At 49.5% G+C, this 13,702-nt stretch carries 13 protein-coding genes and 1 pseudogene; 4 read left to right on the top strand and 10 right to left on the bottom strand.

Annotated elements, in window-relative coordinates; translation table 11 throughout:
* Nucleotides 1–27: 27 nt before the first annotated feature.
* The 8 genes from MIH18_RS05835 to MIH18_RS05800 all read right to left on the bottom strand — a co-directional run bounded on the left by MIH18_RS05835 (nt 28) and on the right by MIH18_RS05800 (nt 8,282).
* On the bottom strand, nt 28–555 hold the full coding sequence (locus MIH18_RS05835) for a cupin domain-containing protein (RefSeq protein WP_249008161.1): 528 nt from the start codon (nt 553–555) through the stop codon (nt 28–30).
* Entirely contained in the window at nt 546–2,327 is a 1,782-nt protein-coding gene (locus tag MIH18_RS05830; protein WP_249014136.1) for an FAD/NAD(P)-binding protein, read from the bottom strand. Before MIH18_RS05830 ends, MIH18_RS05835 begins: the two co-directional genes overlap by 10 nt.
* Before the next feature lie 49 nt (nt 2,328–2,376).
* The gene (locus MIH18_RS05825; protein ID WP_249008163.1) at nt 2,377–3,672 is read right to left on the bottom strand and encodes a pyridoxal phosphate-dependent aminotransferase; all 1,296 of its coding nucleotides are present in this window, start codon (nt 3,670–3,672) and stop codon (nt 2,377–2,379) included.
* Nucleotides 3,673–3,702: 30 nt separating this feature from the next.
* Nucleotides 3,703–4,161: a hypothetical protein gene (locus MIH18_RS05820; RefSeq protein ID WP_249014135.1), complete on the bottom strand. Its 459-nt coding sequence runs from the start codon at nt 4,159–4,161 to the stop codon at nt 3,703–3,705.
* A gap of 78 nt (nt 4,162–4,239) precedes the next feature.
* Nucleotides 4,240–5,325: an IS3 family transposase gene (locus MIH18_RS05815; protein ID WP_249006780.1), complete on the bottom strand. Its 1,086-nt coding sequence runs from the start codon at nt 5,323–5,325 to the stop codon at nt 4,240–4,242.
* The gene (locus tag MIH18_RS05810; protein WP_249006779.1) at nt 5,322–5,729 is read right to left on the bottom strand and encodes a transposase; all 408 of its coding nucleotides are present in this window, start codon (nt 5,727–5,729) and stop codon (nt 5,322–5,324) included. Before MIH18_RS05810 ends, MIH18_RS05815 begins: the two co-directional genes overlap by 4 nt.
* 36 nt (nt 5,730–5,765) lie before the next feature.
* Nucleotides 5,766–6,161 (bottom strand): hypothetical protein, encoded by a 396-nt coding sequence (locus MIH18_RS05805; RefSeq protein ID WP_249014134.1) that lies wholly within the window; start codon nt 6,159–6,161, stop codon nt 5,766–5,768.
* Nucleotides 6,162–6,965: 804 nt separating this feature from the next.
* Nucleotides 6,966–8,282 carry an IS1380 family transposase gene (locus MIH18_RS05800; protein WP_249014133.1) on the bottom strand — a complete coding sequence of 439 codons (1,317 nt, stop codon included), beginning with the start codon at nt 8,280–8,282 and terminating at the stop codon, nt 6,966–6,968.
* Between the two features lie 126 nt (nt 8,283–8,408).
* Between MIH18_RS05800 and MIH18_RS05795 the strand changes: the two genes are divergently transcribed.
* Complete coding sequence (locus tag MIH18_RS05795; protein ID WP_249008166.1) at nt 8,409–9,119, top strand: LuxR family transcriptional regulator; 711 nt, start codon at nt 8,409–8,411, stop codon at nt 9,117–9,119.
* On the opposite strand, the gene MIH18_RS05790 is transcribed toward MIH18_RS05795, so the two are convergent.
* Nucleotides 9,120–9,752: an acyl-homoserine-lactone synthase gene (locus MIH18_RS05790; RefSeq protein WP_249008167.1), complete on the bottom strand. Its 633-nt coding sequence runs from the start codon at nt 9,750–9,752 to the stop codon at nt 9,120–9,122.
* 128 nt (nt 9,753–9,880) lie between these two features.
* A pseudogene (locus MIH18_RS05785) lies at nt 9,881–10,045 on the bottom strand (transposase domain-containing protein); the annotation flags it as partial.
* 577 nt (nt 10,046–10,622) lie between these two features.
* On the opposite strand from MIH18_RS05785, the gene MIH18_RS05780 reads away from it, so the two are divergent.
* The 3 genes from MIH18_RS05780 to MIH18_RS05770 all read left to right on the top strand — a co-directional run bounded on the left by MIH18_RS05780 (nt 10,623) and on the right by MIH18_RS05770 (nt 13,701).
* Nucleotides 10,623–11,987 (top strand): HipA domain-containing protein, encoded by a 1,365-nt coding sequence (locus MIH18_RS05780; protein ID WP_249014132.1) that lies wholly within the window; start codon nt 10,623–10,625, stop codon nt 11,985–11,987.
* Nucleotides 11,980–12,267, top strand: coding sequence for a hypothetical protein (locus MIH18_RS05775; RefSeq protein ID WP_249014131.1), 288 nt, complete (start codon nt 11,980–11,982; stop codon nt 12,265–12,267). Before MIH18_RS05780 ends, MIH18_RS05775 begins: the two co-directional genes overlap by 8 nt.
* Nucleotides 12,268–13,125: 858 nt before the next feature.
* Complete coding sequence (locus MIH18_RS05770; RefSeq protein ID WP_249014130.1) at nt 13,126–13,701, top strand: TIGR00730 family Rossman fold protein; 576 nt, start codon at nt 13,126–13,128, stop codon at nt 13,699–13,701.
* The last annotated feature ends 1 nt before the right edge of the window (nt 13,702 follow it).

The following is a 13,702-nucleotide window of genomic DNA, read 5'->3' as shown; positions in this document are numbered from 1 at the left end:
GAGGACATCAACGTTAAGATCCATATGCTAGACCAGAGCGTCAACAAGAGGATAAGGAGTTTCTTTGCCATTCATCGCAAAAGACCTGAGTGCCATAACAACATCCCTAGTCTCCTCATCTGAGAGCATTTCAGGTTTATTTTCCTCAAACTCATCGGCCAGTCGGACGATGTCAGGCTTTCTGTTTTCGATAAACACTACAGAACAGGAGGAGGTATCAATCGGAAATTGGTTTAACTCTGACTGAAGCTCGGCATGGTTCCTCTTAAACTGAATATTGAAATCGCCAAGCTGCATAAGCGCGTAGCGACTTTCCTTACCGGCACTTTCGCCATTGCTAAACCTATGGAGCGTCCCGATTGGAATCTGAAAGATCCCGCCCCGCTGTACCTTCACTCTTCGTTGGAGGTCGGGGAGCTCAATAACAATGCTACCTTTTGAGCAATACATGATGTCAGAGACTCTGTCATGTTTGTGAAAAGGAACGGACTTATGATCCAGGTTAAAAACACTAACGCGAATACCTTTTTGGTAGTAAAACTCTTTCATTTCCATGATGCTGTCCTCACTGTCTTTGCGCTAATTAAACGCGGAGAGCTAGTCTGCAATCTATCAGAGAGATACTGGGCCCACTCTTTTGATATCCACGACGAGGCTTCGATGATCGCGTCGGCGAAGTTTCTCTCGTTCTGCCAGAAACGTGTTATTACGCCTAAAGAATAAATGTGCTGAGACACATATTTACCATCAGTATCTGACAGACCAGAATTTTGTTGGGAGCAACTCAACGCCCGATATGTGTCAAAACCATCTAGAGCAATACCTCCTGGCTCATATCCAACTTCAAGATGTGGGAGGATTTCTCCCCTTTTTAGAAGCGCTTTTATAAAAGTTGAAGGGTGTCTGCTAAGAATGAAATCCTGACCGAAAGCATTGATGACTAAATCGTATTCAGAATCAGAACAACCGCCTCCAGACGTCGTAATAGGGCTACCGAGTTCGCTTAGGTCACTATTGCTCGAGCCATGCGTCCCCAAAGCACTAGTTTTTAAAACACCAGCATTAAAGAGAGCAAGAAGCTTTTCTGCGTTTAGCTGCGGTATAGGCACAGCTGTTCGAATAAAGTGAGAGTCAAATCTTTGGTCATATATACGTTTATCCTTCGAATTAAGATGACGATAAAATTTTAGACGCCTAGCCTTAAGGATCACCGAGTGTATTACATCATTTAGTATGGGCAGATCTGCATCGTAGTTAAGCTTTTCTCGGGCGCTCTGGAACGGCGGATCTACAACGTGTCGGAGGGAAGCCCCCCCTTGAGAAGCTGTCCTAATTTCTTGGTCGATTTGGTCCAGGAAAGAAGCAAGGTCTTTATTATCAGGATTGTTACTCATCAGCTCTTCGTAGCTTTCGGTGATGAGATACTGAAAGTCATGAGCTACTACACCCCCCCGAGCGGCCGGGAAAAAACCTGAACGACTAACGGCTGTAATATTGACTTGGGGACCAGATGGTTTAGAAATGTATGCTACAACGTGACCTTCTTCAGAATACGTAAAGTAGCCTTGTGATGCTGCAGTAAGGATAGAATCAATCGCACTGGGCCCCATGCCTTTAACGTATACGTTAATTACTCTTTTCACGCTAGTTAGAGCTTCGATCCTACGATTAATAGCGCTGGCCGGATAAGGAGGGATGCTAAGCGTGTCTTCTTTCTGCGACTCGCTTTCCTGCGGCGAGCTTGGCGTCCAGTGCCCTGTTGATAATAATACCTTATCGAGGTTACTTATCTTCGTTAGTTCGCCTGTACAAAGATTCTTAAGAATTATTGTAAACTTATTGCGTTGTTCATACCCATCGATCGCGCAACTATGGTTGAAGCTGCAAACCCTGATGCCGTGCTGTTCTGCAAGATTTACAGCGTCATGGAACCTCTCATTTAAATAAATTCCAAACAGCCGACGAGGATAGAAAGCATCGGGGTCAGGACACCAATGGCTTAGATCAGTATGCGGATGAGTCACGTTGATAAGACTCCCATATTTTTCGACAATTCGCTTTCTGTTTGATGCAAGCCAACTAACAAAGTCATTATCTTTGACTGCCATTTTGCATGCTTGGTTATTGCAAAGATGGTTGTCTAAGGTTTCATTCATGCTATAGGCTAACCCTGGTCCGTTCACAGATCTTGGCTCTACAGTAAATATTATGACTCCCGTCAACTCAGCACGTGTGGCGATAAGGTTATCGACTAAATGAACCAGGGTTGCTGTGCCAGAGAAACCGGTCCCGATAATACCGAAGTTTATTTCCAGGCTGGCGTTCATGAGACATGGTTCTCCATCCAGATTATCTTCACGGTGTATGTCGACCTAATTAACCAGCTAAAGCTAACAGATCATCAACCGACCTCAATATTCTGCACGACGCGTCTTTTAGTACACCTCGAGAACGACCGCAATTCACTCTCACGTAATAGTCCATGTCTGGCACGTTTTCTGCAAAATGTGCACCGCTAATTGTCGCTACTCTGGCTTCGTTCAGGAGGAAATCATCTGCGCGAGAGTAACCCTTAGCTTGAATCTCTTCTTTCAGCGAAGTCAGATCGAGAAACGCGAAATATCCGCCTTCAGGTACCGGCGCGACTAGCCCAGGGATTTGGTTTAGTCTATCAAGAAAGAATGACAGGTTTCGTCGAGCCCTCCTCGCGCGCTCAGAGGCAACTTTGTCCATATCGGGCTGCATGGCGGCATAAGTAGCGATTTGGCCATAGGTAGAAGCGAAGGAATTTAAGTTAACTTGGACCTTTTCCATGTGTCTAATCAAACTTTTAGCCGAGCATATGTATCCAATTCGGTCGCCGTGCATACCATAAGTTTTGCCTGGCCCAGTAACAATCGAAGTACAATCGCGCATGGAGTACTTTCGGCCGCACTTAAGGTCAATCACTACTGAAGATATAGTTGCGGGCCTTTGGTACAAAATATGGGATTCATACGGACAATCGTAAAGGACGTGGATCGGAGAGGAACCATTGTTCTCTCTCTCTACATTATGTTTTGCTATTACTTCTGCAAGGCTTTCCAGTTCCGAGATTGAGTAGATCTTACCTGAGGGATTGACGCAGTCACCCAGAATAACTATCTTTGTTCGTGGTGTTATCGCGTCTTCAAGATCTTCAGCGGTGATTCCTTTGGCTCGAAAGTGGTCCGTATAAACGCCCCTCACCCGCGCACCGTGAAGCTCAACCATATCAAAATAGTGAGGCCAATTAGGCAGGGGTACCACTACTTCGTCATTAGGATTGAGGACTGTATGAAAAACTACGCTTATTGCGCCTTTGATTCCACCTGGCGTTATCATAATTTCATCGTCTGGAGAGTAATAAACGTCTCTTAATCTCTTAACTCTCTCAGATACAGCATTTCGTAGAAAATGGAAGCCAGATACTGGACAAAAATCATGGATAGTGCTTGGCTCTTTCTTGATAAAATCAATTACAGCTTCATCTATCTTGTTACTAGTCTTCTCATCCAGAGAACCAATACTAAGATCGATCACTTCGTTGTTAAAACCTGGTTGCTTGTTTAGTTCAGCAATTTTGGCCTTTGTACCGTGTGTTATCGATTCTCTGAGATACTTCGCCCTTTCTGAAACAGAATTGTTGCTCATGTTTTATCCTTATCAAGCTCAAGATTAATTTCAGGCAAGAACCAAGCATTTCTGATACATAGCATCCCACATTTCTTGCTGAACCTCGATTGCGCCCAAGGCTCCATGCTTTATTTCGTTGTAATCTTCACGTGTCTTACAGTTGTTTATTACGCACATACGCGCGTCTTCCGCATGCCTTTCCTCAACGCCACTTTCAACATGGCTGTTGAAGTAAACTTCTACTTTGTTTTGATAAACGTCCTCTGGTAGTTTTTTTCTGTTCTTTCGGAATGCATCCCTAAAGTTGGTAAGCATGATATCAGCATGGGTCTCCAATGCCATGGCCACACCCAGCATACGAGGATAACTGTCGCTTATAAGCTCCTGGATACGTTCACGGTATGCAACGGTCTCGGGGATAATGTACTCGCTGTATTTCGCTTCTTGAACTTTGGTTGGGGCGAGCGAAAACTCAGTCTCTCCGTAAATATTGAGTGCGTTTTCCATAAAGAACTCATGGCAGTGGGCTTTATTCCCGAACCCTGTCGGAACATGTCAACCTCATATGGACAGCTCTTTAAAACGTTAACATCTATTTGCCCGCTCCAGCGCCTTTCGTGCTGCTGGTAACGTTGGGAAGTTCACAGCGCTACTTGTCTCACCCCCTATCGCCTCCGAAGTGATGGGGTTGATGTGGACAACTTCCGGCGGTAACGCGGCTTTTGGTTTCCCTTGGCAGAAGCGTTCCGGATGGTCTCTATAATACCGGTCCAGCGTTGCTTGCCGCACTTGGCCCACGGTTTGATAGTTGCCGGTGTAGACCTGAGTCGGCGTAAAGCCGGCCAGCCCGCTGTGGTGGTGTTCATGGTTGTACCAGCAAAAATAATCCGCTGCCCATAACCGTGCATATTCCAGGCTGTCAAAGCGTCCGGGAAAGTCAGGTTGCGTTTTGAGTGTTTTAAACTGGCTTTCACTGAATGGATTGTCATTACTGACTCTGGGGCGGCTGTGGCTGCAGACCACGCCCACATCGGCCATCAGGTCGAGAAAGCTCTGGGCGATCATAGGCGATCCACGGTCCTGGTGCAGGGTGACCCCGCGGTTGGTCAGCCCATATCGTGTCAGTGTTTGTTCCATGAGCTGCTGCGCCAGTTGACTGTTCTCTTTGCGGGAGATCATCCAAGCCACGACATAGCGGCTGAACAGGTCCATAACCACATACAGGTTCAGGTAGTTACCCCGGCGTGTAGTCGCCAATTTCGTAATATCCCACGTCCAAACTTCGTTTGGCCGTGTCGCGGTCAGGCGCGGTATAGCATGCGACTGAGGCGCACGTTGATTCCGGCGATCACCGGTCTGATTGGCTTGTCGCAGCACGCGATACAGTGTGCTGAGCGAGGCCAGGCACTCACCACGTTCCAGCAGCGTGTGATAGACCTGATACGGCGTTTGATCACAGAACTCGGGTTCGTTCATCCGCTCAAGTATCTGCACACGCTCCGAGGTTAAGAGCGCTCTGGGCTGCGGCGTCGTTTTACGAGAGCGCCTGACTGGGTCTGGTGCTGTGCTCTGACGTCGTCGCCACGCGTAAACGGTGCTCCGGTTCAGTCCCAAAGCATCACAGGCAGAGCGGAACGGAATGTGCGCCGGGCGCGCCTCAAGGACGGTCATGATGGATCGCTCCCATTGTTCGACAGATCGAGCATCGACAAGGCTTTTTTTTGGAGATCCACACAGTCTTCAGTCACCCGCAACCGGTGCTGCGTTTTGGTCAGCTCTTTCTCTAGCTGCTCAATGCGCTTCTGGTCCGGTGTTTTTGACGCTTTAGGCCCCGGCGCAGACTTGGATAAAGCAGCCTCGCCACCGACTTCCAACTGCTTACGCCAATCACGCAACTGGTTGCTATAGAGGTTTTCACGGCGTAATAAAGGGCCGAGTTCACCGTAGGCGCATTGATCCGCTTCGGCCAGTATTCTCAGCTTGTACTTTGTGGAAAATCGGCGACGGGTCCGCTTCTCCAACTGACTGTCTGGCAAGATGTGATTATCGGGTATCTGTGACTCAGGTTTTGGCATTGCTTACACTCCTCAATCCGCGCCCTGAAATCTATGTTAACTCATAGACCGGGTGTATGGACTGAGGTTGACACACAGGGCTGTCTCCTCACTGAGGATGTAAGCGAAGAGGATTAGCGTGTCCATGTCATTCACTGCTGCAGACCTAGCACAGACATGCGCAATCCCCTTAACCGTCAGTTCAGTACGGTAAAAGAAATTTGCTCGGTAAAGCTCGTAGGTCTGTGGGTTCCACTCGTTTTCCTTTATGTACTGAAAATAGTCGTTATTGAAAACTGGGTGCGTGCTAAGTCCTTCAAAGAAATCATTAAGATTAGAAGCTACATTATCAGTCTCGGCTACGTTCATAGTTTTACCCTCTAGCGCAATTATTTTCGGTCCCAATATTTTTCCTGCCATTAATGCGATGCTGACGACAAGAGGTATCACCACGACTTATACCTACCTGGCTTCGTTTTAATAACTGTACTTAGGTACAGGCAGCGCTGTTTTATTTCGTATCCAGGTTTGCTCTTCCATGGGACTCGATCTTGTCCTGAATAAACTCCGCCAGCACCAGGCCGCTTGAATCTCTGCCTCGGAAGGGGAACCTGATCCTAATTAGCAAAATGGTTGATAGTCGTCGAGTTCTGTGACGCCCCTCACATACTTTATGCGCTTGATCTTGGGATGTTGAGGCTCCTCGACTGAGTTGCCACAAGCATTTTCGCCTGCCAGGCGATGGCCTGCTGGCAGAATAGTGGTTAAGAACTCGAATTTTGGTCCAAACTGTGAACCTAAATTTGCTGGGTCTCTTTGAAGGGGTTTTTATGTTGAATCACAGTAGCGTTCGTAACGCGGGGTATGTATCTTTTTAAGCTATGGCCAGGAAGCGTCCTGGGAGAAAAGTATGTGCACATAAATGGTGGTTTGAGGTGCTGCCTACCAGCGGTACATTTAAACGACCGTCGACCCGTTCGAGTATAAAGAACCCTTTATACTGAACTACAATATCTAAGACTTGAATCAGTGACTTTGTTCCCAATATAGCCGGCAGGGCCCTGATTTATCCAGACCAAACCGTTTTTTGAAGCGACTCGTGCCAGAGGAGCCGTCTTTGAGGTAAATCCGTGATCTTGCCGCTGATAACGGCGACGAATTGATTAATTTTCGATCAGGTTCCGGTATTCAGGCAAGAGCAGCCCGCCCCACGCGAGATGGCGGGGTGATAACGGGTAACGGAGTGGGTCAATGGGTCTATCCGGACGCGGTAAGGTCTCGGTAGAGGTCCCGACAAACACCAAAGCCCGGGCAGTGTCGACCAAAACGCAGCAACCACTGGCGGCCCCTGTGGATCAGGCGGCAGGCCATAGACATCAGCTCCTGCATGACCGTTCTCAGACGGCGGCGTTTGGCCGGGTGTCGTATCGGAGCCTCCGGGCCGGTGAGCCTCAGTCCCATCCAGCGCAGCAGGTTGTAACCCAGTGTTGCAAAAGCCATCACCAGGTTATTGGTGTCGAACTTGCCCGAGGGTAAACGCTCCAGATCCAGATCGGTCTTGAACTCACTGTGGAATTGTTCGCTGGTGGCATGATCGCGGTACAGGTCCATGGCCTGCTGCTCCTCTGCCACGCTGGCAGGCAGGGAGGTGACCCAGCCTTCCAGGCTGACTTCCGGCTCCAGATACAGTTGACCCTGGGGGTCACTGGTGCGGACCATCACCTTGACGATTCGGCGAACCCCAGGCTCGTCCGGCAGTTCCTCAGACAGGACGGCTTCCATCTTGCCGTGACGATCCAACGTCCAGGCTTTTTGTGATTGGGCCTTGTCCGCCCACATCAAAGGATCCTGTTTGCGGGGGTTCCATTTGATCAGAAAATCGACGTGTTCCTGTCCACGCAGAAAGTTCCGGTTCTCACGGGCGTCATGAGCGCTGTCCAGACGCAAAAGAAGGGGCGCGGTCGTCAGTTCACGGGCCCGTGGCAGGATACGCTTCAGGGTGTCCACAAAGCCCTTGTTGGCATGTTGGCTGCCGGGGCGCAGTTCGCAGCCCATGCACCAGCCTTCCTGGCCCAGGTAGGCCGCGATCGGTGCATAGCCGTCATAGCCTTTGTAGGTGTAACTGACACCCTCCTTGTGGGTCTGGCTGTTGTCCATGGGAAACACATCCATGTCCAGCGCTACATGCCCCATCGCCAGCGGGGTAACCGGGGCCTTGATGGTTTCTAAAAACTCAGCGCTGGCGTCGTTCAGCAGGGGCGTCAGCTGCACGGCATCTTCATCAAAACGTTGCCGCAACCGGGCCGAGGACGGTGATTGCTTGATCCCCGTGGCCGACTTGAAGAAGGGATCCGGGCGCACCGTTTCAGCCGCCGCGAAGTCGCTTTTGCCCACGCAGATCAGCCCCAGATAAGTCCGCAGGAGATCGATGTTCGGGATGCCGTGACGTTTGACGACCGTACGGGCCGTTTTCGTCAACGAGGTATGCTGGTTAAGGCAATGTCCCACCAGAGCGAGTCCGCCGTGGGGTGTATAGACTTCGGTTTCGGATTGTTGGAGAGTGAAGGTAGGCATGGGCCGATGCACCGACTGGGTGAATAGATTTTAGGTGCAATTATACCTTTGAAAGCCTTGCTACTAAAGGCTTTCAAAGGTATTTAGGCCGTGCAAAGTCACGGATTCAGGTAAGAGGGAGCTTTTATGTTGCGCTATATTGAGGATAAAATAAATGGGCTCGCCTCCTCTGACGACTTTGAGAAGTGTTTTGAAGAGGTTCTTTTCCATTGCGGTGTTGATCGCTATTCATATGTGTACACTCCGTTGTTTCCAGGTAGAGTCACAGAAGTATTTATTTCTGGAAACTACGACAAAGGTTGGGTCGACAAATACAAGAGCGAGAGATTCTTTAGATCAGATCCGGTACTGCTGACCTCTTCTAATACATCGCTTCCTTTTTTCTGGGAACAAATACCAACTGAATCTAGAGGAAGTTCGTTAATTTTTGAACTTGCTCATGACTATGGTATTGAAAAAGGATTTTCTATACCTATTCATGATCCAGGCTCAGGTTTTGGCTCAGTTCACTTTACGTCAGATTCGAATGACTCGGGTTTCGAGGAGAGGATCATTAGCAATAGCACTGCGTTAAGGTTGTTATCTGCCATTGCACATGATCACTTTTCTAGCCACGCATCTCTGTCACAGAAACTCTACTTGAGCACCAGGGAGAAAGAATGCTTATATTGGGTTTCTCATGGAAAAACCTACAGTGAGGCTGGAATGATTATGGGTATCACTGAAAGGACGATCAAGTTTCACATAAACAACATGATGGTCAAGCTGGACACTATGAATGCAAAGCATCTGATATCAAAAGCAATTTCCTTGAACCTGCTACCCTCCAGCTTCTAGCTAACTCACTTTAGTCCTGTAGCTATAGTATTTCCCCGCTATTGCTGAGCGGACTTTAACCGAACAAGGTAGAAGTCCGTAGTGTATATCTTCGCTGAAGCTTCCTTTTCCTGATGCTAGGTACATCCCTTTCCAGCCAGTTAAGGAAAGGATTCTTTTCATCAACGGGTCTACTATTATCTCGTACCCTTCAATCCTATTTTCGAGCCCGTATTCTATCATAGCTAGAAACAGAAGAACTGTTCTTTCGCTTATAAAGCTTCCTCTGTTACTAACGTTACTTTCCTTATCGCTTTCAATTTCGATGTTAAACCTACTTGCTTCCCAAGTAGTAAACCTGTTTATCTTGCAGCCATCAGTTAATTCACCGAAATAAGTATTAGTCATATTCGGAATATATGAAGGTCTCAGCCTTACGCTTCCTACTAAGCAATCTCCATATTCCAGTATTAGGTAGTAAGTTCCCGCAGCGTCAAACTGATCTGCCTCTACATCCCCGCCTTTGTAGCTTTCTATATTCCACTTTAGCCTATCTATGAATTGATCGCGCCTCATTTGACAAAGCTTTTTTAGGGTACGCTCGCTTATATCGCTATACGATATTACTTTCGTTGTATTTTCTGATATAAACATGCCGATGCGCCCTACCTAGCTTATGGAGTAACTAGAAACTATCAAAGGGCTTATATGGTTGTTACTGTCCTAAAGGACAGGTGTTTGCTAGTTTCTTAGTAAGCGCCGTTAAATCGACCCACTTGTCCTCAGCCGATCTGCGGCACTTTTTTTGAAGCCCGTTCCAGGTCGACGTTCCACGGCAGCAGCGCTTCTAGCTTTTCCAGTGAATCTGCCTCGGCAATGCGATCCAGCACATGCTGGATATACTTCGAGGGCTCCAGACTGTTAGCTTTAGCGGTCTCAACTAAGGAAGACAGGATTCGAACCTGTGACCACTGCCTTCGGAGAGCACCGCTACAGTGCGTTTGTAAGAGGGTTTAATCGTCCTAAATCTGGAAAATCAAATACTTACTCCAAATCCCAGTGCAATAAAAAATCCCTATTTATCAGTATTTTGACCGATTGGCACCGATTTTGGGCACAAGAGTGATAGGGTTTCATTGTCCGAAAACAGGACATTTGATCGGTGCCCATGGTAGTCCTCGGAGCTAGTTGTTAGGATTTTACGCCTTGGAGAGTGGTTCGCAACTGTTAGGTAATTAGTGTCCGGAATTCGGACAAAGTTGAGGTCGTTGGTCCCTTTCAATCGTTTCGATTCGTTAACCGAAGAGCCGGCACACTGGGGCTCCTGGGTGGCAGCAGCGTCTATGCCAGCGAGCCAGTCTTTGTCGCGCGACGTTTATTCCACGAACTGTCTTAGACTTGGATCTATATACCATTCTGGTAGACTTTAGACGTCGGCTTTGTGGCATTATATATCACCATACTGGTATTTAAGTCAGTTAATGGCCACGCTAAAGTCCACTACAATGGTATTTAGGCATAGCGATGCAGAGCGAACAAAAGATCCTGACCGTACAGGTCTACTGGGACCACAAGTGGCACGACGCCGGTACCGTCCGGCTTCCGAACCCCAAAGCAGGCCTCACTGGTGTCATGGCGTTTACCTACAACGGCCAGTATGTGAATGTGGTCACCACTGCGAAGGAGGGCTTGTCATTCAAGGACGAGCGGGCCATCGGTCACAACGTCCCAGGACACCTGATGAAAGGATACCCACGGGAGGCCCTTGCTCCGGTACTCCGGGACATTATCCCTCAGGGTGCCGGGCGACGGTATCTGCTCCGTCATTGGGACGTTACCGGGGATCCGGGACCATCCGTTGACTTCAAATTGCTCAGCGAGGGGTGCATCGCACCGATCGGCAATCTGCGTATCAAGGAGGCCGCGGAGGCTTTCGAGTCTCAGGTAAAAGACACCAAAGTGGTTTCGTTCACCCAGGGAGAAATCAGCGATCGGGATGACTATCTGCTGGAGTACGCCAATCAACTGGGTGTGGTCATCGGTGGCGCCACCGGCGCGGGCGGTGATGCGCCAAAGCTGCTAGTCGTCGAGGCTCGTGATGGGGGAGGCTTCTACCTTGAGGGGACCCTCCCGGAACCCGAAATCGCCAATCACTGGCTGGTGAAGTTTCCCCGAGGTCGCATGACGGCAGAGGATCAGGACATTCTGCGAGCAGAAGGAATCTTCTACCGGGCTTTAAACCAATTGGGCCACAATACTATCCGGGGTGCCCATGTGGTTGAAGGCAAGGTACCGGCACTGTGGCTTCCGCGATTCGATCGGGAGGTAACTTCGGACGGAGTTCGGCGGTACGGGGTCGAGTCCATGTACAGCCTCAACAAGATGATTGGTGATGGGGCTCAGATGAAGCACACTGACGTTCTGGCGCGCCTGCGCGAGGCGATCACTTTCCCACCGGAGTTTGATGAAACCCTCTGTGAGTATCTGGTGCGCGATGTCATCAACTACACAATCGGCAACAGTGACAACCACGGGCGGAACACGGCTCTGATCAAACGTGACGGCCGAATTAGCCTGTCCCCGGCCTACGACCTGGCACCCATGGTGCTGGACAAGGAGGGCATTGCGCGAACGACGGTCTGGCCGAAGGATTACCAGTATTCGGTCTATGAGCCTAACTACCACAAGGTCATACAGGACTTTGCCGAGGATCCGGACACCACCCGGGCCCGATTTATCGCCGAGCTGGAAAAGCTGGCGGACCTGAGAAAGAAGGTTGTGGACCTGGGTGCACCCGAGCGGGTCTTGGAGCACAAGAACATTGTCTTTGAGCGCCCGGCGCGGTTCCTGAAAACCCTGAAGAATGAGGGGGGAGGCGACGATGCCTAGAATGCCACCAAAGGTTGAAGAACATAAGCGCGAAGTGGCCCAGGCCGAGCTTGAGCAACGCATGAAGCAGGGCAAGGTCTCGGTGGGGGCCGCGGTGCGTGAGATCCGCCAGCGCTTTGTCGGTGTCACGCTCGAAGACTACGCTCGATTGTGTGGTCTGTCGAAGACCACCCTAATGAATATAGAGCGTGACGATCCCCGGGTTCTTCTGGAGTCTGTTAAAAAAGCGGTAGAGCCATTGGGGTACCAATTGTCCCTGGTGCCTGCTGAGGATCTCTAGGGAAGCGGGTTTCCAAGCGTGGGGTCTGAGGTTTTCCTGGATTTCTGACGCAGGGAAGGGGACATTGGCGATTACTTGATGGGCTACTGCAACTGGGAGCGCTCCCATGCAACCAATGACGGAATGCCACCGGTGGTCGCGTAACGAAAAACTAAAATACTGTCCGGTATTAGTTGACCACTACAATATCGCCTGATCGCCAGCGATGCGGCGTTTAAATCATCGATGCAGCAGGATATGAGGAATGCGATTGGGTAGTAGGCAGTGTGTGTCCGAATCGTCCTGTGCCGAAACAGGACAAAGGTCAAAATTACCACGCCAAGAAAAAGCGATTTAACACCGTGGAAACAATTTGGGCACAGCCAAATAAAAAGGCCCGACGCTTTCACGTAAGGCCTTGAAAAATAAGGCGCGTCCGACAGAATTCGAACTTGGGGTCACTGCCTTTTTTTGGGGGGCCGCTACAGTGCGTTTTTAAGAGGGTTTAATCGACCTAAATCTGGAAAATCAAACACTTACTCCAAACTTTCATGCTATAAAAATCCATATTTATCAGTATTTTGACCGATTTACGCACAAGGCTAATGGAAATTGGGTGTCCGGGAATCGGACTTTTTATCGGTGCCCTCAACCATGTATTTGGATAGGTTACGTCTTGCTGGTCGGTTCGCAAGTGTTGGGATTTGAGTGTTCGAAAGTCGAGTTTATCTGTGCCTTTGTCATGTATTCAAAAAAAACAGTCGATCAGTTAGGATATAAAATGAAGTTGATGTCGGCCAAGGCCAGACATGATCAGGATCTTGCCCGTAACCCGTCGTCCTAAATCTTAGAGCCGATACTGAAAGGAGCTCCTCACACATGCGAAATATTCGCAGCATTGCCGTTTTCTGTGGCTCCAACATGGGGGCCAGTTCTGTCTATGCCGAGCAGGCAGAGGCGCTTGGCGCGACGCTGGTGGAAAACGGCGTCACACTGGTTTACGGGGGCACGCACAAGGGCCTCATGGGGGTTCTGGCTGATGCAGTGCTTAGCCGGGGCGGCCGCGCCCATGGGGTCATAACGGAACGCTTGCAGGCCAAGGGGCATATACATCCCAACCTGACGGACAGCGAGATTGTACCGACCATGCGGACGCGCAAGGAGCGCATGGCAGAGCTCGCGGATGCCTTCATCGCACTGCCCGGTGGTATTGGAACCATGGAGGAATTCATGGAAGCCTGGACGCTTAACCAGTTAGGCGAACTGGACAAGCCTGTGGGCCTGCTTAATATTAACGGTTTCTTCGAGCCTTTCATGGCCTTTATCGACCAGATGATCAAAGAGGCCTTCCTTCCACCGTCTCATCGTCAGTCCATGGTGCTGGAATCCGATCCCCGGCAGTTGCTGGATGGCCTGCGCAATTTCCAACCAGTCATCGTACCCAAGTGGCTTTAAC

This window comes from Marinobacter sp. M3C, assembly GCF_023311895.1.
In the GTDB taxonomy this organism is placed as follows: domain Bacteria; phylum Pseudomonadota; class Gammaproteobacteria; order Pseudomonadales; family Oleiphilaceae; genus Marinobacter.
Note: the sequence above shows the minus strand (reverse complement) of the source record. Positions and strands in the feature narration are given on the sequence as shown.

Bases quoted from the DNA above. Each gene is read 5' to 3' on its own strand.
- MIH18_RS05795 (WP_249008166.1), top strand. From the start codon at position 8,409: ATGTTGCGCTATATTGAGGATAAAATAAATGGGCTCGCCTCCTCTGAC.
- MIH18_RS05820 (WP_249014135.1), bottom strand. From the start codon at position 4,161: ATGGAAAACGCACTCAATATTTACGGAGAGACTGAGTTTTCGCTCGCC.
- MIH18_RS05815 (WP_249006780.1), bottom strand. From the start codon at position 5,325: ATGACCGTCCTTGAGGCGCGCCCGGCGCACATTCCGTTCCGCTCTGCC.
- MIH18_RS05780 (WP_249014132.1), top strand. From the start codon at position 10,623: ATGCAGAGCGAACAAAAGATCCTGACCGTACAGGTCTACTGGGACCAC.
- MIH18_RS05825 (WP_249008163.1), bottom strand. From the start codon at position 3,672: ATGAGCAACAATTCTGTTTCAGAAAGGGCGAAGTATCTCAGAGAATCG.
- MIH18_RS05800 (WP_249014133.1), bottom strand. From the start codon at position 8,282: ATGCCTACCTTCACTCTCCAACAATCCGAAACCGAAGTCTATACACCC.
- MIH18_RS05775 (WP_249014131.1), top strand. From the start codon at position 11,980: ATGCCTAGAATGCCACCAAAGGTTGAAGAACATAAGCGCGAAGTGGCC.
- MIH18_RS05790 (WP_249008167.1), bottom strand. From the start codon at position 9,752: ATGTTTATATCAGAAAATACAACGAAAGTAATATCGTATAGCGATATA.
- MIH18_RS05830 (WP_249014136.1), bottom strand. From the start codon at position 2,327: ATGAACGCCAGCCTGGAAATAAACTTCGGTATTATCGGGACCGGTTTC.
- MIH18_RS05835 (WP_249008161.1), bottom strand. From the start codon at position 555: ATGGAAATGAAAGAGTTTTACTACCAAAAAGGTATTCGCGTTAGTGTT.
- MIH18_RS05770 (WP_249014130.1), top strand. From the start codon at position 13,126: ATGCGAAATATTCGCAGCATTGCCGTTTTCTGTGGCTCCAACATGGGG.
- MIH18_RS05810 (WP_249006779.1), bottom strand. From the start codon at position 5,729: ATGCCAAAACCTGAGTCACAGATACCCGATAATCACATCTTGCCAGAC.